The 19,363-nt window shown below is 70.6% G+C and carries 17 protein-coding genes and 2 pseudogenes; 9 read left to right on the top strand and 10 right to left on the bottom strand.

Annotated features, from left to right (window positions below; translation table 11 throughout):
- Positions 1-354: 354 nt before the first annotated feature.
- Both QSK21_RS31890 and QSK21_RS31895 read left to right on the top strand, forming a co-directional pair.
- Positions 355-615, top strand: a complete 261-nt coding sequence (locus QSK21_RS31890; RefSeq protein WP_285701251.1) for a hypothetical protein — start codon at positions 355-357, stop codon at positions 613-615.
- A gap of 115 nt (positions 616-730) precedes the next feature.
- Positions 731-1,951, top strand: a complete 1,221-nt coding sequence (locus QSK21_RS31895; protein WP_285701252.1) for an ISAs1 family transposase — start codon at positions 731-733, stop codon at positions 1,949-1,951.
- 368 nt (positions 1,952-2,319) lie between these two features.
- Here QSK21_RS31895 and QSK21_RS31900 read toward each other — a convergent pair whose 3' ends face one another.
- Together QSK21_RS31900 and QSK21_RS31905 are read right to left on the bottom strand one after the other, a co-directional pair.
- Positions 2,320-3,216, bottom strand: coding sequence for an EamA family transporter (locus tag QSK21_RS31900; protein WP_285701254.1), 897 nt, complete (start codon positions 3,214-3,216; stop codon positions 2,320-2,322).
- The gene (locus QSK21_RS31905) at positions 3,210-3,893 is read right to left on the bottom strand and encodes a B3/B4 domain-containing protein (RefSeq protein ID WP_285701256.1); all 684 of its coding nucleotides are present in this window, start codon (positions 3,891-3,893) and stop codon (positions 3,210-3,212) included. Before QSK21_RS31905 ends, QSK21_RS31900 begins: the two co-directional genes overlap by 7 nt.
- 129 nt (positions 3,894-4,022) lie before the next feature.
- Between QSK21_RS31905 and QSK21_RS31910 the strand changes: the two genes are divergently transcribed.
- Positions 4,023-4,586: a helix-turn-helix domain-containing protein gene (locus tag QSK21_RS31910; RefSeq protein ID WP_285701258.1), complete on the top strand. Its 564-nt coding sequence runs from the start codon at positions 4,023-4,025 to the stop codon at positions 4,584-4,586.
- 101 nt (positions 4,587-4,687) lie between these two features.
- Positions 4,688-5,272: a pyridoxamine 5'-phosphate oxidase family protein gene (locus QSK21_RS31915; protein WP_285701259.1), complete on the top strand. Its 585-nt coding sequence runs from the start codon at positions 4,688-4,690 to the stop codon at positions 5,270-5,272.
- On the opposite strand, the gene dnaN is transcribed toward QSK21_RS31915, so the two are convergent.
- From dnaN to QSK21_RS31930, 3 genes are all read right to left on the bottom strand, one after another.
- On the bottom strand, positions 5,239-6,414 hold the full coding sequence (dnaN, locus tag QSK21_RS31920) for a DNA polymerase III subunit beta (protein WP_285701260.1): 1,176 nt from the start codon (positions 6,412-6,414) through the stop codon (positions 5,239-5,241). The genes QSK21_RS31915 and dnaN overlap by 34 nt on opposite strands.
- Positions 6,415-6,492: 78 nt before the next feature.
- Positions 6,493-7,041, bottom strand: coding sequence for a methylated-DNA--[protein]-cysteine S-methyltransferase (locus QSK21_RS31925; protein ID WP_285701261.1), 549 nt, complete (start codon positions 7,039-7,041; stop codon positions 6,493-6,495).
- Positions 7,042-7,087: 46 nt separating this feature from the next.
- Positions 7,088-8,590 (bottom strand): DNA-3-methyladenine glycosylase 2 family protein, encoded by a 1,503-nt coding sequence (locus tag QSK21_RS31930; protein ID WP_285701262.1) that lies wholly within the window; start codon positions 8,588-8,590, stop codon positions 7,088-7,090.
- Positions 8,591-8,699: 109 nt separating this feature from the next.
- Between QSK21_RS31930 and QSK21_RS31935 the strand changes: the two genes are divergently transcribed.
- From QSK21_RS31935 to QSK21_RS31950, 4 genes and pseudogenes are all read left to right on the top strand, one after another.
- A complete protein-coding gene (locus tag QSK21_RS31935; protein WP_285701263.1) occupies positions 8,700-9,137 on the top strand; it encodes a nuclear transport factor 2 family protein in 438 nt (145 codons plus the stop codon).
- Positions 9,138-9,374: 237 nt separating this feature from the next.
- Positions 9,375-10,594, top strand: a pseudogene (locus QSK21_RS31940) (IS110 family RNA-guided transposase).
- Positions 10,595-10,706: 112 nt separating this feature from the next.
- Positions 10,707-11,852 (top strand): N5-glutamine methyltransferase family protein, encoded by a 1,146-nt coding sequence (locus QSK21_RS31945; protein ID WP_285701264.1) that lies wholly within the window; start codon positions 10,707-10,709, stop codon positions 11,850-11,852.
- 344 nt (positions 11,853-12,196) lie between these two features.
- Positions 12,197-12,652 carry a MarR family winged helix-turn-helix transcriptional regulator gene (locus QSK21_RS31950; RefSeq protein WP_285701265.1) on the top strand — a complete coding sequence of 152 codons (456 nt, stop codon included), beginning with the start codon at positions 12,197-12,199 and terminating at the stop codon, positions 12,650-12,652.
- A 14-nt stretch (positions 12,653-12,666) separates the two neighbouring features.
- Here the strand turns inward: QSK21_RS31950 and QSK21_RS31955 are convergent, their stop codons facing one another.
- Positions 12,667-13,512: a class I SAM-dependent methyltransferase gene (locus tag QSK21_RS31955; protein ID WP_285701269.1), complete on the bottom strand. Its 846-nt coding sequence runs from the start codon at positions 13,510-13,512 to the stop codon at positions 12,667-12,669.
- A 68-nt stretch (positions 13,513-13,580) separates the two neighbouring features.
- Here QSK21_RS31955 and QSK21_RS31960 point away from each other — a divergent pair, with 68 nt between their 5' ends.
- Entirely contained in the window at positions 13,581-14,180 is a 600-nt protein-coding gene (locus QSK21_RS31960; protein ID WP_285701270.1) for a TetR/AcrR family transcriptional regulator, read from the top strand.
- 198 nt (positions 14,181-14,378) lie between these two features.
- On the opposite strand, the pseudogene QSK21_RS36260 reads toward QSK21_RS31960, so the two are convergent.
- The 4 genes and pseudogenes from QSK21_RS36260 to dnaB form a co-directional block, all read right to left on the bottom strand.
- Positions 14,379-14,480: pseudogene (locus tag QSK21_RS36260) on the bottom strand (aromatic-ring hydroxylase C-terminal domain-containing protein); the annotation flags it as partial.
- Between the two features lie 438 nt (positions 14,481-14,918).
- Positions 14,919-15,053, bottom strand: coding sequence for an aromatic-ring hydroxylase C-terminal domain-containing protein (locus tag QSK21_RS36265; protein WP_352231355.1), 135 nt, complete (start codon positions 15,051-15,053; stop codon positions 14,919-14,921).
- A gap of 48 nt (positions 15,054-15,101) precedes the next feature.
- Positions 15,102-16,559, bottom strand: a complete 1,458-nt coding sequence (gene rox, locus QSK21_RS31965) for a rifampin monooxygenase (protein ID WP_285701271.1) — start codon at positions 16,557-16,559, stop codon at positions 15,102-15,104.
- A 223-nt stretch (positions 16,560-16,782) separates the two neighbouring features.
- Positions 16,783-19,299 (bottom strand): replicative DNA helicase, encoded by a 2,517-nt coding sequence (dnaB, locus tag QSK21_RS31970; RefSeq protein ID WP_285701272.1) that lies wholly within the window; start codon positions 19,297-19,299, stop codon positions 16,783-16,785.
- Positions 19,300-19,363: the final 64 nt, after the last annotated feature.

A 19,363-nucleotide genomic window follows, 5' to 3' on the forward strand; every position in this document is an offset into this window, starting at 1 on the left:
GGCCGCTGGCGCATCCTCCAGCACATCACCACCAGCCCCAGCAGAATCGGCGACATCACCCGCGCAGCACTCGTCCTCACCCATTTCGAGCATGGCCACCTACCCGAAACTCGGTGAGATCACCTCACAGGTCGGACCTCCGTTCCGGCCGAGGCCCCGGCCGGTGGCGAAATCACCGCGCCCGGGGCCGTCTTCGTCTTGTGGCCAGGGCAAGACCGTTCACCTTCCTGACTCTCGGTGTCCGCCCCGGTATCGACAGTGAATCCACCTCACGGGACACGAAGAAATAGGAGAATGCCGGAGAGGGGAGGGAGACGCAGAGTATCCCCCTGATCACAGCGGAAGGGCTCCGCCATGGCCGACCGGCATCTCCCGGCATGGGCAACGCGCATCAGTTTCGAGCGTGAGGCGCGCCAGTGGGGGAAGTGGGAGATGGCCCGTCGCCTGCTGGGCTCCCTGAACATCGAACCCACCCAAGCCAAGGTGAAGAACCTTGCCCGACAAATTCTGGACTGGAAGAAGGGCAAGCACTTTCCCCGCGACTGGGCAGAGGCATACTCCAGGGCGTTCGGCAGGGCTGATGCGTTCTCGGATGGCGAGATGATCGGTGGGTGACCTGCAGCGCTCGCGGGGTGTGGGCGCAGGACGGCGGGCAGGCCGTAACGAACGAGCGCGACTCCAGATGATCAAGGTTGCCTAGACCGATTGATCACCACGGAGCCGCGCTCACATGCCATCTTCTCTACTCGACGCGCTCACGCGCCACTGCGAGGACGTGCCCAGCGCCGATGCGCCCGAGGTTGTAGATCTGCCGGCTCTGGCCGTGGTGCTGGATCGGGTACCTGACCAGCGCGATCGCCGGGGACGCCGCTACCGGCTCGGCCCGGTGCTGGCGTTGTGCGTGGTCACGGTGCTGGGTGGGGCGCGGTCGCTGGCACAGATCTGCCGCCGCGCTCGTGCGGTAGATCCGCAGGTGCGGGCCACCGCGGGCTTCCTGCTCACCGGTGACGGCGAAGCCGTGCTGCCGGCGGCCACCACGCTGGGCCGGATCCTGGCCGGGGTGGACGGTGACGCCCTGGATGACGTCCTGGGCAGCTATCTGGCCGCGCTGACCGGCGGCGATGCGCTGACCGGCGGCGATGGCCCCGGTGCTCGCGAGCACCGGGGCCTGGCTCCGGGACTGGCGGTGGGCGGCAAGACCGTACGCGGGGCCCGCCGAACCGACGGCAGCCGTCCGCACCTGGTGGCCGCCGCCACGCACGCCGGGATCGTGCTCGGCCAGCGGCAGGTCGCTGCCAAGAGCGGTGAGACCGCCTGCTTCACCGACCTGCTGGAACCGCTGAACCTGCACGGCGCCATCGTCACCGCAGACGCGCTGCACACCGTCCGCGAGCACGCTGATTGGCTGGTCACCGCCAAGAACGCCGGCTACATCATGATCGTCAAGGGGAACCAGAAGTACCTGCACCGCCAGCTCAAGCACCTGCCCTGGTCGCAGGTGCCGCTGGGCGGGTCGACCCGCGACCGCGCCCATGGCCGCGATGAGATCCGCCGCCTGAAGGTCTGCACCCTCGACGGGCTGCTGTTCCCGCACGCCGCCCAAGCAGTCCAGGTCAAACGGCGCCGCACCGATCAGGTGACCGGCAAGACCACGATCACCACCGTGTACGCCGTCACCAGCCTGACCGCTGAACGCACCCAGCCCGCCCAGCTCGCCGCGCACATCCGCGGCCATTGGCGGCTGGAGGCCCTGCACCACATCCGCGACGTCACCTTCGCCGAGGACGCCTCCCGCGTCCGCACCGGCACCGCACCCCGTGTGATGGCCAGCCTCCGCAACCTGGTCATCGCCCTCCAGCAAGCCATGGGCTGGACCAACCACGCCGCGGCCTGCGACCACTACCGCGACCGCCCTGACCACGCCCTTCAACTACTCGGTCTCGCGATCTGAGAACGCATTAGCCCTGGCCCTCAAATCGGGGTGAGTCGTCGTTTGCCGGATACTTTGATCCTACCCGAATAATATGCCAATATAAACTGAAGAACAAAAATAGCACCCGAAGAGTCGGCAGCGCATCGAGCCTCCAGGCCCCGGAACCGCGACAAATCCCGTGCATTTCCTGCTGATTTGCAGCCAGAGGCAAACGTTCACCCGGCACCGCGGTGATTGGCATGTATGCAGATTGCCCGCGTATTGCCCGTGTCCCGAGCCAGCCGGGATTCATCATCCGATGGCTCCTGCCACCGGCGGCCTACGAGGTGCCGGCCATGGCGTGCTGGAGATCCGGCTGCGTTGACGCGCGTCCCTGTGGCGGGGTGTCAGCCGATGGTGACCAGGGCCACGCCCGCCACCGCCACGGCGAGGCCCAGGCGCTGGACGACGCGCAGCCGCTCGCTGTAGGCGATTCTGGCCAGCAGGACCGTGATGGCCGGGTACAGCGAGGTCAGGACGGCCGCGAGGCTGAGCATTCCCTGTTGGGCGGCGACGAAGAACAGCACGTTCGCGCCCGCGTCCAGGGTTCCGGACAGTAACGCCAGGCCGACCAGCAGGCGTCCCCGCACGGGTGGGGCCGTGTCGCGTCCGCGCACGCGGAGGACGGCGAGCATCGCCACGCCGATCACGAGCAGGGTCCCGATGCGGGCGGCGACCAGAGGCCAGAGCCCGCCCCCGTCACCTGCCGCCTTCAGCATGATGAAGAACACCCCGAAGCAGCCCCCGGACACCCCGGCCATCAGCGGGCCGCCGTCCAGCCATCGGGGCCACCTCCCCCGGCCGGCGTCGCGCGGCGCATGCGAGCCCGCGCCCGGATCGTTGTTCTCCATGCTGACCAGGCCGATGGCCACCAGGCACAGGAGCACACCGGCGAGGACGGTGGAGTCCAGGCGTTCGCCGCGCAGCGCCCCGACGGCGACCGGGAGGACGGACGAGGCGAGCGCGGAGATCGGGGCGACCACGCTCATCGGCCCCCGGGCCAGCGCGCGGTAGAAGGTGACCAGGCCGGTGCCGCCCGCGACGCCGCCGCCGAATCCCCAGGCGAGCGAGTCCCCGGTGAAGCGGCCCCCGACGAACACGGCCGAGGTCAGCACCACCCCGAGGCCCACCGGAACGCACCAGGCCAGCGCCTTGAGCGCGGTGGATTTGCGGGCCACCGCGCCGCCGAGGAAATCCGCCGCGCCGTACGCGAGGGCGGCCCCCAGCGCGAGGACCGTCACCATGGGGCCTCACCGATCAACCGGCTTGAGATCCGCACGTCCGGGCTGATGACGCGCAGCCGCGCGGCCAGGTCGTCCCCCGCCTCCTGGAGGCGGTCCAGCGGATACGGGGCGAGCCGTTCGAGCAGGAAGAGCGTGTTGGTGGTCGACTCGGTGATGCGGGTGCGGACGCACTGCCGCCAGTTCCAGCGACGGCAGGTCACCCCGGCGTCGTCCCGCCACACGACCTCGCCGGCGTCCGGGTGGTCGACGGCCGCCTCGCCGCCCGCCACGGTGTCGAACGGCTCGTCCCCGGTCGCGCGGACCAGCCTGGCCGCGCCCTGGTAGGCGTCCAGGTCCTCGCCGCCGACCGGCAGGACGTACTGGACGCTGATCGCGTTGTAGGCGTCCACCACCCTGTTGATGGCGGGCAGGGCGTCCACACGGCGCAGCAGGGCGTCCACGGACGGCCGGGTACGCTGCGGCTTGGATCCGAAGGCTCGGTACGCGTCACGCCAGGCGTCGAGATGCGGGTCCGCCTCGGCCTCGGACGCCTTCGAGGCTCGGGCCGCCTCCGACAGCCACTCGCGGGTCCGGTCGTCGCTCGGCCCGTTGACCAGGCCCTCGGCGGTCATGGCGAGCACGGCGACGTCCGGGCGCAGCTCCCGCACGGCCTCGTCGATGACGATCCGCTCCAACATCCCGGATCCCTTCCACGGCGTTCTCGGCGTCCCTCGACGCGCGGTCATTTTAGTGAACCATTGATACCACCATAACGACCGTACCTGTCCACCGGCGCGCGAGTTCTAAGGTGTCCGGGGGAGGGAAGCGTGAGCGATCAGGCAGCCATCGGCGAGGCCGTGGCCAGGGCCGTGCGTGCGCTGCGGGCCGGGCACGGCTGGAGCCTGGACGAGCTCGCCGGACGGGCCGGGGTGAGCAAGGGCGTGCTGGTCGGCCTCGAACAGGGCCGCGGCAACCCCAACCTCGCCACGCTCATCCGGATCTCGGACGCGCTCGGCGTCCCGCTGACCCGCCTCGTCCAGGTGGAGGAGCAGCCTCCGGTGCGCGTCTTCCCGCCCGAACGGCATGTCGTGCTGTGGCATGGCTCGTCCGGGGGCACCGGCACGCTGCTGGGCGGCAGCGACCCGCGGCCGTCCCTGGAACTCTGGCGCTGGGAACTGCGGCCGGGAGAGGTCAACGAGAGCGACGCGCACGTACCCGGGACCAAAGAGATCGTGTACGTCGAGGAGGGAACGCTCACCCTGACGGTGGACGGCCGCAGGGACCTCATCGAGGCCGGGACGGCGGCGGTCTTCGTAGGCGACCGCCCGCACTCCTACGGCAACGACGGACGCACCGACCTGCGCTTCATCCTCGCCGTCCTGGACCTGTAACGGCCGCATCCAGGCACATACCGCCGCCGGCGATGAATTCGGCCCCGCACGCCGGTCCTTACTCCGAGACCGGCGCACAGGGCGACGGCGGAAGGAGAGGCATGGCCGGCATCGAACCTACCAACACCACCAATCTCGACAACTACGGAAGCGCGCCGCTGCTGTGGAGCCGGGCGCTCGACGCTTTGAGGGCCGGGCTGCCGTCCCGTGAGACGACCATGTTCCTGGGAACGATCGGCCCGGACGGACGTCCCCGGGCCGCGGGCCTCGGCTGCGTCTGGAACGAAGGCCGCCTCTACTTCGTCAGCGGGCCGCGGACGCTCAAGTCCCGCAACCTGGCGTCCAGCCCGTACTGCACGATCTCAGGGCGACTGGACGGCATCGACCTCGTCCTGGAAGGCGAAGCCCACCGGGTCACCGACGAGAAGGAACTGGACGAGGTGGCGGCCCTCTACCGTCAGGGCGGCTGGCCCGCCGAGTCGAACGGCGAGGCCCTGACCGCTCCTTCAGCGCCCCGAGCGCCGGCCCGCCGCCGTGGCATCTCTACCTCTTCACCATCCACAAGGCTGTCGGTGTGGCCACCGCCGAACCCTACGGCGCGACGAAATGGGACTTCGCCCAGGAGTGACGAGGCGGAGGGCCCGGCGGACGGTCACGACGTGAGGCGGACCGGCATCACCAGGTAGCGGAAGCCGGTGTCTCCTCCGGGGTCCCCCGGGCCGGTGCCCTCGCCGTCTCCGTCCGCGCGGTCCGGGACGGCGGTGAGGAGGGCGGCCTTGGTGGGGCCGGTGCATTGGAGCCGGGTGACCTCGGTGTCCACGCCGGCGAGGCCGTCCAGCAGGTACTGCGGGCTGAAGGCGATGTCGATCTCGTCGCCGTCCAGGGCCGCGAGCAGGCTCTCGTTGGCGCGGGCGGAGTCGCCCGAGGCGCCCCGGATGCGGACCTCGCCGGACGCGAAGGCCAGCCGGACCGGCGTGTTGCGTTCGGTCACCAGCGCGACCCGCTTGATGGCCTCGATGAACGGGGCGGTGCGGACACGGGCCGTGGAGGTCCACGCGCCGGTGAACCGGGACCGGTAGTCGATGAACTGGTCGTCCAGCAGCCGGGCGGTCATGCTGCGGCCGCCGCCGGAGATGCCGATCAGGGTGTCGCCCGTGCCGGAGAGGCCGAGCGAGACCTCGGCGCCCGCCTTGATCGCCTTCGCCGTGTCGCCAAGGGTGCGGGCGGGCACGACCACGCCGGTGGCGAAGTCGTCCCTGACAGGGCTCCAGGTCAGCTCGCGGACGGCGATCCGGTAGCGGTCCGTGCAGGCCAGCCGCATCGTGGAGCCGTCAATGTCGACGCGCACGCCGGTCAGCATCGGCAGGATCTCGTCGCGTCCGGCGGCCGGGGTCACCTGGGCGACGGCCGCGGCGAACACGTCCGCCGGGACCGTTCCGGCGGAGCCGGGCGGGTCGGGCAGCGTGGGGTAGTCCTCGACGGGCAGCGCGAGCAGGCCGAACTCCGCGCTGCCGCAGGTCACCACGACCTCGCTGCCTTTGAGCAGCACGTCGACGGGGTGCGGCGGAAGGTTCCGTACGATCTCCGCGAGCAGCCGTCCCGACACCAGCGCCCGTCCCGGCTCGGCCACGGCGACGGCACCGTCATCGGCCGTGACGGTGGCCTCGGCCGACACCTCGTAGTCGAACGCCGCGAACCTCAGCGCGCCCTCGCCGGTCGCCTCGACGAGCATGCCCGCCAGCACCGGCAGCGCCGGACGCGCGGGCAGGGTGCGCGCCGCCCAGGCGACCGCGTCCGCGAGCGGCTGCCGTTCGACCCTGAACCGCATCGTGTCGTGCCCCCTTCGGCCGGCGAGGATCGCGCACTTCGCACACTAACCATCCCCGCCGACAGAACGACCCGGCGATCAGAAGAGGGTGGCGGTGGCGTTCACGGTGGCGTCGGTCTTGACGCGGCGCTCGAAGTCGAGCAGGTACCGCTTGCGTTCCAGGCCGCCGCCGTAGCCGGTCAGGTCGCCGCTGGAGCCGACGACCCGATGGCAGGGGACGATGACGCCGATGGGGTTGCGGCCGTTGGCCAGGCCGACGGCGCGGGACGCGTTGGGGCTCCCGATCTCCCGTGCGAGTTCCCCGTACGAGAGGGTCTCCCCGTACGGGATCTCCTGCAACGCCGCCCAGACCCGCCTCTGGAACGGCGTGCCGAGCAGGGTGAGTGGCAGGTCGAACCGGGTCAGTTCGCCGTCGAAGTAAGCCTTGAGCTGCTCCGCCACCGCGCCGAACGGTGCGGCGAGCGGGTCCTCCACGGGCTTGCCGAAGGTCTCCTGCGGGGGGCGGTGGCGTTGCAGCTCCATGTAGAGGCCGCAGAGGGCGCCGTCGACGGCGACCGCCGTGAGCGGCCCGAGAGGGCTGTCGAGGACGACGTGGGTCCGGTCCCCGTTCATCGTGCCGATGCTCATGATCTCCCTTTTCGGATCCGCGGAGGTTCGCGGGTCTGGTCGATGGTCAGGCGGCGGGCAGCCGGTTGATGGCGTGGTCACCGGTCGCCCACAGGTACTGCACCGCGTACGCCCGCCAGGGACGCCACGCGGCGGCGCGGCGGGTGAGCGCGGCGGGGGTGGACGGCAGGCCGAGCTCGTGGGCCGCCGCCCGGATGCCCAGGTCGGTCGGGACGAAGGCGTCCGGGTCGCCCAAGGCGCGCATGGCGATCGTCTCGACCGTCCAGGGCCCGATCCCTGGGAGGGCGGCGAGCTTGGCCCTGGCTTCGTCCCAGTCACCGCCGGCGCCGAGGTCGATCTCGCCCGCGGCCAGCGCGGTCACGAGGGCGGCGAACGTCACACGGCGGGTTCGCGGGAACGCCAGCGTCAGCGGGTCCGTTTCCGCGAGCGCCGCCGCCGTGGGGAACAGGTGGGTCAGCCCCCCGTGCCCGTGATCTGGTGCGGCGAGGCCGGTGCCGGGGTCGGTGACCGGTTCCCCGTGCGCGACCACCAGGCGGGCGGCGTGCGTGCGGGCCGCCGCCGTGGACACCTGCTGGCCCAGCACCGCCCGTACCGCGAACTCGGCCGGGTCGACGGTACGGGGGACGCGGCGTCCCGGCGCCTTGTCCACCAGCGGCGCCAAGACGGGATCGGCGCGGAGCAGGTCGTCGACGGCCGCCGGGTCGGCGTCCAGATCGAGCAGCCGGCGGCAGCGGCTGATCGCGGTGGTGAGATCCCGCAGGTCGGTGAGGGTGAGCGCGCACGCGACATGGTCGGGGTGGGGGCGCAGCGCGACCACGGCGTGCCCGTGCGGGAGGCGCATCGTCCGCCGGTAAGCGCCGTCCCGCCACTCCTCGACGCCAGGCACGGCCGTGGCCGCCAGGTGCCCGAAGAGGTTGTCGGGGCACAGCGGGGTGCGGAACGGCAGCCGCAGCGACAGCGTCCCGGAACCGGCCGGCGGACGCCCCTTGGCGACGCGGTCGCGCAGCTCGGTGGGGGTGAGCGCGAAGACCTCGCGGACGGTGTCGTTGAACGCGCGGATGCTGGCGAACCCCGCCGCGAACGCGACCTCGCTCATCGGCAGGGCGCTGGTCTCGATCAGCAGCCGGGCGGTCTGGGCGCGCTGGGCGCGGGCGAGGGCCAGCGGCCCGGCGCCCAGCTCCGCGCCGAGCTGCCGTTCGATCTGCCGGGTGCTGTACCCGAGGCGCGCGGCCAGGCCGGGCACGCCTTCACGGTCCACCACCCCTTCGGCGATCAGCCGCATGGCGCGGGCCACGACGTCGGCTCGGTGGTTCCACTCGGGAGAGCCGGGGCTGGCGTCGGGACGGCACCGCTTGCACGCCCGGAACCCGGCCTGCTGGGCCGCCGCCGCGCTGGGGTAGAACCGCATGTTCTCGGGTTTGGGCGGTACGGCGGGGCAGCTCGGCCGGCAGTAGATCCCCGTCGTGACGACCCCGGTGTAGAACCAACCGTCGAAGCGGGCGTCCTTGGACTGCACCGCTCGTACGCACCGCTCCACGTCCTCATGCATGGTTTCAGCATCGCCGAGGTCATCGGGTTTCACTAGCGAGAATCCGACATCAACCTGGTGATGCCCGCCGGCTGATGCCCCCTCAAGTAATCGAATCTCCCGCCCCGGCTTGGAAGCGTGGTGCCCGCCGGAACGAGACGGTCCGGATCCGGCGCACACGCACACACACGGAGGGACCCACGATGAGCGACGTCCAGCACCTGGTCGAACGATACCTGGCGATCTGGAACGAGCGGGACGCGGCGGCCGGCGCGCCGCCGTCGACGACCTCTTCACCGAGGACGCCACCTACACCGACCCGCTCTCGGCCGTCGAGGGGCGCGAGGCGATCGACGCCATGGTCGGCGCGGTGCAGCAGCAGTTCCCCGACTTCGCGTTCCGGCCCGCCGGCGAGGTGGACGCCCACCACGACCTCGCCCGTTTCACCTGGGAACTCGGCCCGGAAGGCGGCGAGGCCACAGTGGTCGGCTTCGACGTCGCCGTCCTGTCCGGCGACGGGCGCATCGCCAAGGTCCACGGTTTCCTGGACAAGGTCCCGGCCGCCTAATGGGAGGTGCCGGGTCGGCCGCTGGCAGACTCGGTGCCTGGTAGCCGCTGGCGGGTGAGCACTCTCGCCGCCTGGAGCAGGTGAGTCCTGGGGTCAGATCGTGCCCTCGCCGGTGGTCAGGGGTTTTGATCGCTGATGGGATGTCGTGCCTGCCCGGTGGGGCGTGAGCACTGGTCCATCAGGTCGCTGACCGGCTCCTGCGGGCTGCTGTTGCGGTCGTCGATCGTGGAGGGTGATGTGCTGTTCGTCGGTGATGACTGGGCTGAGGATCACCATGACGTGGAGGTCCAGGACGAGACGGGCAAGGTCCTCAAGCGTGCCCGGTTGCCCGAGGGGATGGCCGGGATGTCCCGGTTCCACGAGCTGGTGGCACGGTTGTGCCCGAGGACGCCGAGACCGGCGATGTGCTGGTGTGCATCGAGACCGACCGGGGGCCGTGGGTGCGGGCGCTGCGGGCTGCGGGATACCGGGTGTTCGGGGTGGATCCCAAACAGGCCGCCCGGCATCGGGAGATCCTGGGCTCCTCGGGGGCCAAGAGCGACAAGGGCGACGCCCACGCCCTGGCCGACATGGTCCGCACCCGCCGTCACCAGCTGCGGGAAGTGGCCGCCGATTCCGACGTCGCCGAGGCTGTGAAGGTCGTCACCCGGGCGCACCAGACTCTGCTGTGGGAACGCACCCGGCACATGCTCCGGCTGCGGGTGGCGCTGCGCGACTACTTCCCCGCCGCGTTGGATGCCTACAAGCCTCTCGGCCTGACCAGCCAGGCGGTGCTGCGGCTGCTGGTCAAGGCACCCACCCCGGCCACGGCGGCCAAGCTGACCATCGGCCAGATCAGCGCGGCGCTCAAGGGCTGCCGCGACATCGGCGGCAAGGCCGCGACGATCCAGCGGGCGCTGCGCGCCGGCCACCTGGGCCAGGCCGAGCCGGTCACCGCCGCCTACGCGGCCACCGTCCGGGCGCTGGCCGCGGTCATCACCACCCTCAACGAGCAGATCAAGACCCTGGAGGGCGAGGTCGAAGCGCATTTTGGCCGGCACCCGGACGCTGAGGTCATCCTCAGCCAGCCCGGCCTCGGCGTCGTCCTCGGCGCCCGGGTGCTCGCCGAGTTCGGGGATGCCCCCGGACGCTACGCCAGCGCCAAGGCCCGCAAGAACTACGCCGGAACCAGCCCCATCACCCGCCAGCCCGGCAAGATGCGGACCGTCCATGCCCGGTTCGTCCACAACGACCGACTGGTGGACGCCCTCCACCTGCAAGCCTCCTGCGCGATCCTGCACGACCCGCACGTCCGCGCCTACTACGACCAGATCAGAGCCCGCGACGTCGGCCACAACGCCGCCCTCCGCCAGGTCGGCAACCGCCTGGTCGGCATCTTGCACGGCTGCCTCAAAACCCACACCCCCTACGACCGAGCAACCGCCTGGTCACACCGTGACCACGACCTCGCCGCTTGACATTCAACCTCCAGGGATGTCTGACCCGCCCCGCCGCGCGCCGCTCGGAACGGACGCGGCGCGCGGTCTTATGGGCCGAGCGGGGAAACCCCCGTACGGATAGGCTTCCGACATGGGGCTGCCCAGCGAGCTGAGCGGGTTTCGCTGGCGGTCTGAGAGCCACGCCACCCCGCCCTGCCGCGTCGTCACAGCGGACGACCGGACGAAGGCCGACGACGCGTACCGAATGGCCTGCGAAGGAACGGGGCTGCTGTGGCGTGGCGACTTCCAGAACGCCCGCCAACTCCTCAACGCGATGAGGCGGCGAGCTGACCGGCCACCCAAGCGCGCGCAACGCAGACGCGCCAAGTCCTCAGGCGACCCGCCGCCCGCACAGCAGTTCCATCTCCACCGCCTCGCGCAGGGCCAGCGAGCCCGCACGCTAGGCATGCTGCTGATTCCTGTGGAGCCGGGCCATGTCATCCCACTGCGGCGCGCACCTGACGTAAGGCAGGCGTGCGTCGAGGCATACGGGGAGGCCGACGAGCCGTATGTGGTGTCCCTGCGCGAGTTGCTAGGGGTCATCGGCGCGCACGAATGGCGTGTGAAGGGGGTTGAGATCCCCGCCCTCGGGGGCGAACGTATCCATCCCCACTACGGAGTTTTCTCCCCGGTACGCGGCGAGTACGTCGACCTGGTCGCTCAGGCCCCGCTACCGGTCGTTGCCGCGCTGGCGTACGACATCGGGACTGGGACGGGTGTACTGAGCGCCGTCCTCGCCAAGCGCGGCGTTGAGCGCGTCGTCGCCACCGACCACGATCCGCGCGCGCTTGCCTGCGCCCGGGAGAACCTCAGCCGCCTCGGGCTATCGGACCGGGTACAGGTAGTAGAGGCCGACCTGTGGCCACCGCCCCCGGATCCACCTGCGTCACTGGTGGTGTGCAATCCCCCGTGGATCCCCGCCCGTCCCAGTTCGCCCCTTGAGCACTCCGTGTACGACCCGGACGGCCGTATGCTGCGCGCCTTCCTGGACGGGCTCCCCCGCCACCTCGCCCCGGACGGGGAAGGGTGGTTGATCCTTTCCGATCTCGCCGAGCATCTGGGGCTCCGGACCCGCTCCGACCTGCTCGCCCGCTTCGAGGCCGCGGGCCTGAAGGTGGCGGGACGCCTGGACGCCAAGCCCCGGCATCCGCGAGCGTCCGACACCTCCGACCGCCTGCACGCCGCGCGGGCGGCTGAGGTGACCTCCCTGTGGCGCCTCATCCCCTCCACATCATGATCAAAGCCGCCCCGGCGATCAGGACCGCTCGGGCTGGAGGTGGAGCGCGGCGATCCCGCACTCAAACGGGGTGGACGTCACGAACCGGAACCGCCGCGGGGCGCCGAGGCCGCGGAACACCGGCAGCCCCGAGCCGCCCCGGCGATCAGGTCGCGCACGAGCGTGCCGCCCCACGGGTGCTTCAGCCAGTCCATCTCGCCATAAACCTCGAACCGTCAGGTGTGAAAGTCGTCGCGCCATCCTGGCGGCGATTGTTTACGGCTCCGCCTCTATCGCGCCGTTCACCTGCAGCGCCGCCTCTGAGCGGAACGTGGGTAAGCCCAACAAGTTGCTAGACTCCGCCCATGGCGACGGGCGAGGGCTCCCACCTCACACGCATCCAGCGCACGCCGACCTGGCTGACCGGACAGGCGTCCAACTACGGCCACCGGCTGGTCACCGAACGACTGGCGGCCGCCGGCACCCGCGGCTACCACTACCGCCTGCTCTCCGCGTTAGCGGAGTTCGGACCCGCCAGCCAGGCCACCCTGGGACGCAGGACGGGCATCGACCGCAGCGACGTCGTGGCCGCGCTGAACGAGCTCACCGCCGCCAAGCTGGTCGAACGCGCCCCCGACCCGGCCGACCGGCGGCGGAACATCATCACGCTCACCGAGGAGGGACGGAACCACCTCAAGCGGATCGACCCCGTCCTGGACGAGATCCAGGACGAGTTCCTCGCGCCCCTGTCCGACTCGGAACGCGAGCAACTGACCGAGCTGCTCACCAAGATCGTGAACTACCACTCCTCACGCCGCTGACCGGGCACACGCGCTCAATCACCGGCGACGCGCTCCGCCGTGACCACGCCCGTGGTGTAGGACATCGTGAATCGTCCGCCCAGCTCGTCGATCGCGGCGCCGACGCCCTCCAAGACCTCCGCCAGCTTGTCCGGCGGAAGTCTGGTCAGCGCCCCGGTCGTGGGAAGCTGGTCCAGCCACTCGTCCCGCGTGTAGTCCCGTTCCCAGTCGAACCGCCCCCTCTCCGGGTCGGAGAACGCGCCCGTCCCGCGGATCCCGTCGGCGGCCTTGGTGAGGATCGGCTGGTAGAGCTCCCAGGCCGACCTGGTCTCCCCGGCCCCGCCCCGCACATGGAGGTTGATCGGCGAGTCGGGCACCACTCGCTTGAAGGTGGCGGCGGAGGCTTCCTCCAGCGCCCGCGGAGGCTGGAACACGTGCCAGAACACCGCCAGCCGTCCACGGGGGCGCAGCACCTCCGCGGCCCTGACCGCGCCCGCGACCGGATCGACCCAGTGCCAGGCCGTTCCGGCGATGACCGCGTCGAACGTGCGGCCGGCGGGGTCCCAGGACTCGAAGGTCGCCACCTCCACGTCCAGTCCCCTGCGGCGTGCGACCTCGGCCATGCGCGGGTCCGGTTCGACACCGAGGACCGTGCAGCCCGCCGCCTGGAACTGCCGGGCCTCGATGCCGGTGCCGCAGCCGACGTCCAGGACCTCCGCCCCGGGCATGGCGGCGACGATCCGTTCCACCATGGCGTCGGGGTACGGGGGTCGCGTCCGGTCGTAGCGTTCGGCGTCCACACCGAACGACTCCGCCATCTCCCGGGCCCGGTGGATGTCGGGCAGCGGAGGTTGGGAGGAATCAGACTGTAGAGTGGGCATGCGCCCACCATAGTGGGCAAATGCCCACTTGGCTATACCTTCAGCAACCCGCGAGGAAGAGACGCACGGTGCCCACTGGGATCGCCCTCCGCGACGTACGCCGGCAACTGTTCGACGCCGCCGAACGCGTCCTCTTACGCGACGGCCCGAGCGCTCTCACCAGCAGGGCGGTCACCACCGAGGCGGGCTGTGCCAAGGGCGTCCTGCACCGCCACTTCCCCGACTTCGACGGCTTCCTCGCCGAGTTCGTGCTGGACCGCGTCCATCGCCTCGACGAGCAGACCGCGTCCCTGAGCGACTCCGCCGGCACCGGCACCGTCTCCGACAACCTCACCAGGGCTCTCACAGCCCTGTTCGAGTCGGCCGCCGTGGCGATCGTCGCCCTCGTCACCTCACGGGACGGCCTGCGCGCCCGGCTGCGCGAGACCTGGCCGGTCGGCGTTCCCGTCCTGACCGAGGCGGCGATCCTCATCGCCGAATACCTCGCCCTGGAACGCGACCGGGGCCGCATCGCCGCCGACGCCGACGTCGACACCCTCGCCGCCATGCTCATCGGCTCCGTCCACCTGCTGTACGCCGACCGCGACAGCACCCCACCCGACAGCGAGACCGTCCGCAAGATCGTGACCAGGATCATCATCACCGACCTCCGCAACCCCCACCCCTAACCGAACCCCGCCCTGAAATCAGCCAACAGGCCCACCGGACCAGCGGGACAGGTGGCCGTCCAAGCCCTGCTAATCGTCGCCCGCCCACGCCACGCGCCCGTCCAGGCGGAGCACAACGCAGGAACGTCCAGAGCCGCAGCAGAATCCGCGACGTGATCGACCCGATCCGACCGACTCGCATCGCCCCCATGGCGGGGGTCAGCCAGCGGGGACGCCGGACCAGCGGGACGAACGGCCGTCCAACTTCCGCTGATCGTCGCCAACCCACGCCACATGACCGTCAGGACGGAACAGAACGCACGAACCTCCAGAACCGCAGCGGGACCCGCCCCATGGCCAACCCGACCCCGACCAGCTTGCATGGTCGCCCTGACCGGATCAGCCGGCAGGCACGACCAAACCACGAGACAGATGTCCGTCCGCATCCCGCTGATCGCCGTCAATCCACGCCACGCGCCCGTCCGAAAGGAACAGAACGCACGGAACATCCGGTGGCGCAGCGGGACCCGTCACACATGGTCGACTCGATCCGGCCCGCTCGCATTGGTCGGCCTGGGTGGGGTGAGATCAGGCGGCAGGCTCGCCAAACCAGCCGGACAGGTGGCTATCCAGGTCCCTTCTGATCGTCACCGATCCCTGCCACGCGCCCGTCCAGGCGGAGCACAACGCAGGAACGTCCAGAGCCGCAGCAGGATCAGCGACGTGATCGACCCGGTCCGGCCATCGCCCCGGCGGGGGTCAGCCAGCGGGGACGCCGAACCGGCGGGACGAACGGCCGTCCAACTTCCGCTGATCGTCGCCGGCCCACGCCACATGACCGTCAGGACGGAACAGAACGCACGGAACATCCGGTGGCGCAGCGGGACCCGTCACACATGGCCGACTCGATCCGGCCCGCTCGCATCGGTCGCCCCGGCCGGATCAGGCGGCGGGCTCGCCGAACCAGCGGGACAGATGGCCGTCCAAGTCCTGCTGGTCGTCGCCGATCCAGGCCACGTGGCCGTCGGGACGGAGCAGGACGCACGGAACGTCCAGTGCCGCGGTCGGGTCTGCGACGTGGTCGACTCGGTCCGACCAGCCGTCGGTGGTCAGGCGTCCGGTGCGGTCCAGTAGCAGGCCGCGGCCGTGGTGTAGCAGATCGTAGAGGCGGCCCTGCCGCACGTCGATGTCGCGCAGGCGGCGGCCCAGCAGGTCGGGGCCGTCGCCGAGGTCGTACCGGACGCCGATCGCGGTGATCTTCTCGATCAAATGGCGGTTCACCTCGTCGAAGTCCATCAGCTCGGCGAGCAGTCTGCGCACGGCCCGCGGACCCGGTTCGGGAGACAGCAGTTCCATCTGGGCGCGGGTGTTGTCCAGCACGTCCTCGGCGACCGGACGGCGTTCCGCCTGGTAGGTGTCCAGCAGTGGTTCCGGCGCACAGCCGCGGATCTGCGCGGCCAGTTTCCAGCCGAGGTTGAACGCGTCCTGGACGCCCAGGTTGAGGCCCTGTCCGCCGATGGGCGGATGGATGTGCGCGGCGTCGCCGGCCAGCAGCACCCGGCCGACCCGATAGCGTTCGGCCAGCCGGGTGGCGTCCCCGAAGCGGGACGTCCAGCGCGGGGAATGCACACCGAAATCGGTTCCGGCGATGGCGCGCAACCGCTGTTGGAACTCCTCAAGGGTGGGCGGTTCCGAGCGATCACCGACTCCCGCGGCAGGCACGACGACGCTGTAAATCCCGCCGCCGAAGGGCCTGAGCCAGAACGGCCTGTGGGTTTCGCCGATCTCGCGGACCCTGGCGGCGATCTCCTCCTGCGGCACGCCCACTTCCATCTCGCCCATCAGCGTCTCGGTGCGCGAGGGCTCCCCGGGAAAGCCGACGCCGAGCAGTTTGCGCACCGTGCTGCGCGCGCCGTCACAGCCGATGAGATAGCGCGCACGCAGCCGTTCTCCGCGCGCCGACTCGACGGTCACTCCCTCGTCGTCCTGCTCGAAACCCGCCACCGCGCAACCGTGCTCGACCTCCGCGCCCAGCTCGATCGCGTGGTCTTCGAGAAGCCGGACGATGACGGGCTGCGGGATGCCCACCAGGTAGGCGTGCGCGGAATCCAGGTTCCGGGGCGCGGGTTTGGCGATGGCGGCGAAGAAGCCCCCGGCCGGACGCCGTCTTCCGTGCTGGACGATGCGGTCGAGCAGCCCGCGCATCGCCATCAGTTCGAGACTGCGAGCATGCAGACCGACGATGCGGGTGAACGATACGGGCTCGGTCTCCTGCTCCAGGACGAGCACCCGCACATCGTGCAGCCGCAGCTCGGCGGCCAGCATCGCGCCGGTGGGCCCGCACCCGGCGATGATCACGTCGAACTTGAGGGGCGGGCGGCCGACAGTCAGAGAACGCATAGGTGTTGCCTTTTGGGAGTGCCTTGTTGGCGAGGCGCTCCCGGCGACACCTACGTCAATCGCCCGACCGTGACGGGGAGGCGGAGCACCCACGTCGATACAGCGTTCATGGGTCTCACCCCCTCAGGCGGTGTCACGGTCCACCGCACGCTACAAGGCCGGGCCTCATCCCGTCCAACCCTTTTCCCGGCCGCCTCAAGGCTCCTGACCTGCTGGACGGCGCCTATTGCGCCATGTCGACGAAGCGGCTGTAGTGACCCTGGAAGGCGACCGTCACGGTCGCGGTCGGGCCGTTACGGTGCTTGGCCACGATCAGGTCGGCCTCACCGGCCCGCGGTGACTCCTTCTCGTAGGCGTCCTCGCGATGCAGCAGGATCACCATGTCCGCGTCCTGCTCGATGGACCCGGACTCGCGAAGGTCCGAGACCATGGGCTTCTTGTCGGTTCGCTGCTCGGGACCCCGGTTGAGCTGGGAGAGCGCGACGACGGGAACACCGAGCTCCTTGGCCAGCAGCTTGAGCGAACGGGAGAACTCCGACACCTCGACCTGTCGGCTCTCCACCCGCTTCCCGGACGACATCAACTGCAGGTAGTCGACGATGACCAAGCGCAGGTCGTGCTGCTGTTTGAGGCGGCGGCACTTGGCCCGGATCTCCATCATCGACATGTTCGGCGAATCGTCGATGAACAGCGGCGCCTCGGCGACCTCGCTCATCCGCCGCGCCAGCCGCGTCCAGTCCTCGTCCTGCATGGTGCCCGAACGCATGGCGTGCAGCGCCACCCGGGACTCGGCCGACAGCAGCCGCATGGTGATCTCGTTGCGGCCCATCTCCAGGCTGAAGAACGCCGAGGTCAAGCCGTGCTTGATGGACGCGGCCCGCGCGAAGTCAAGCGCCAGCGTCGAGTTGTGCGTCGGAATGCAGGAACGCCCCACCAGATACATGTGATCGGCGTTGTCGACCTGCACGCACCGCACCGGCACGCTCTTCACGGGACGCACGTCCACGATGTACCGCACCCGGTCGCTCGCGTCCGGACGGACGAGCTCACGCTGGCGCGCCGCCTTGCGCGACGACCGGAACACCTGCTCAGCCGGAACGAAGCCGATCCGGTAGATCGCGGAAGGCCCCGCCTCCGGCTCGACCGTCATCGTCGCCCGGTGCCCAAGGGTCAGGATCAGCTCGCGCGCGTCCTCGGCCAGCCGCCGATCGTCGAACGCCAACCGCACCTGGCCCGACTCGGTGACGTGGCCGTCGACGTCCAGCATTCCGGCCAGGAGCGCGCGCCGCTGCTCCCGCGAGGCCCGCAGGTATTCGCGTGGGATACGCCTGCTCTCACGCAGCCCCAGCTCTCTGATCGTCCGGCTGAGCCCAGAGAGGTCAGGCGCGGGCACCCCGGCCGCTTCGATCCGTTCCTGGAGCGCGATGTCATCGTCGAGACGGCCCGCGACCCCCTCCCGGCTTCGCCCGCCGGCGAGCCATGCCCCCAGCACGTAGGGGTCGAGTGGCAGGTCGGCCTCCGCGAGTTGGAAGGGCGCCGCCAGCTCGACCGCGTGGTTGGAACGGCCGTCGAAGCCACAGCGCAGGGTCGCCGCGATCTCCCGGGTCGTCTTGATCGGCCGGTGCGGCGGCAAGCCGACACGGTGCAGCGACCTCCCATGCCGGGCGCCATCCGACCCCATCCGAGCTCGCCGCGCTCCCCGTTCGGCCAGGCGGACCGCTCCTACGCTCGCCTCCGCCAGCGCCCGAGCATGAGGCATCCGGCGAGGAGACCCCCCACCGGCCACCGCCCGCGCGGCAAGGCCTGCGTTGCCGTGTCCGAACCGGGGCCGCCCGTGCTCCTGACCTCCGGCGCGGGTCGTGGTCCTCCACTGGTGCTCGGCGTCGGCGACGATCACTGCGCCGTCCGAGAACTCGATCTCGTAGCAGGGACGCCCGTACATCACCTCAGTGGCGGCGACGACACGGGTGGGTCTCCCGTCCGCCCCGATCAGCAGGTCGCCGACCTCGACCTCGCCCATCGTCGTCCAGCCGTCCGGGGTCGGCAGGGGCGTGTCGCACCTGACCGCCTTGCCCATCGCGGGCCTGGCCGCGATCACCACCATCTGGCCCGGATGGAGGCCGTTGGTCAGGGCGTCGAGGTCGGCGAAGCCGGTGGGGACGCCGACCATCTGGCCGCCCCGGCTGCCGATCGCCTCGATCTCGTCCAGCGCCCCCGGCATGATCTCGCTGAGCGGGACGTAGTCCTCGGAGGTGCGCTTGTCGGCGATCGCGAAGACCTCGGCCTGGGCCCGGTCGAGGACCTCGTCGGCGTCGGCGCCATCGGCCGCGTACCCCATCTGCACGATGCGCGTTCCGGTCTCCACCAGCTTCCGCAGCACCGCGCGCTCGCGCACGATCTTGGCGTAGTAACCGGCGTTGGCGGCCGTGGGCACCGACGAGATCAGCGTGTGCAGGTACGGGGCGCCGCCGATGCGCCCGATCTCGCCTCGCTTGGTCAGCTCACCGGCGATGGTGACGGCGTCGGCCGGGTCGCCGCGGCCGTACAACTCCAGGATGGTGTCGAAGATGATCTGGTGTGCGGGACGGTAGAAGTCCTGGGTACGCAGCACCTCGATGACCTCGGCGATGGCGTCCTGGGAGAGCAGCATCCCGCCGATCACGCCCTGCTCGGCGGCGATGTCGTTCGGTGGGGTGCGCTCGAACCCAGGCTCGTGCGCGCCGAGTTCGGTCACGCTCATCCCTGGCACCCCCTGCGCTTCCGCTGTAGCGGAAGCCCCGCGCGTCCTGTTCCGGATCCTTCAT

This window comes from Actinomadura sp. NBRC 104412, assembly GCF_030269515.1.
GTDB lineage: Bacteria > Actinomycetota > Actinomycetes > Streptosporangiales > Streptosporangiaceae > Spirillospora.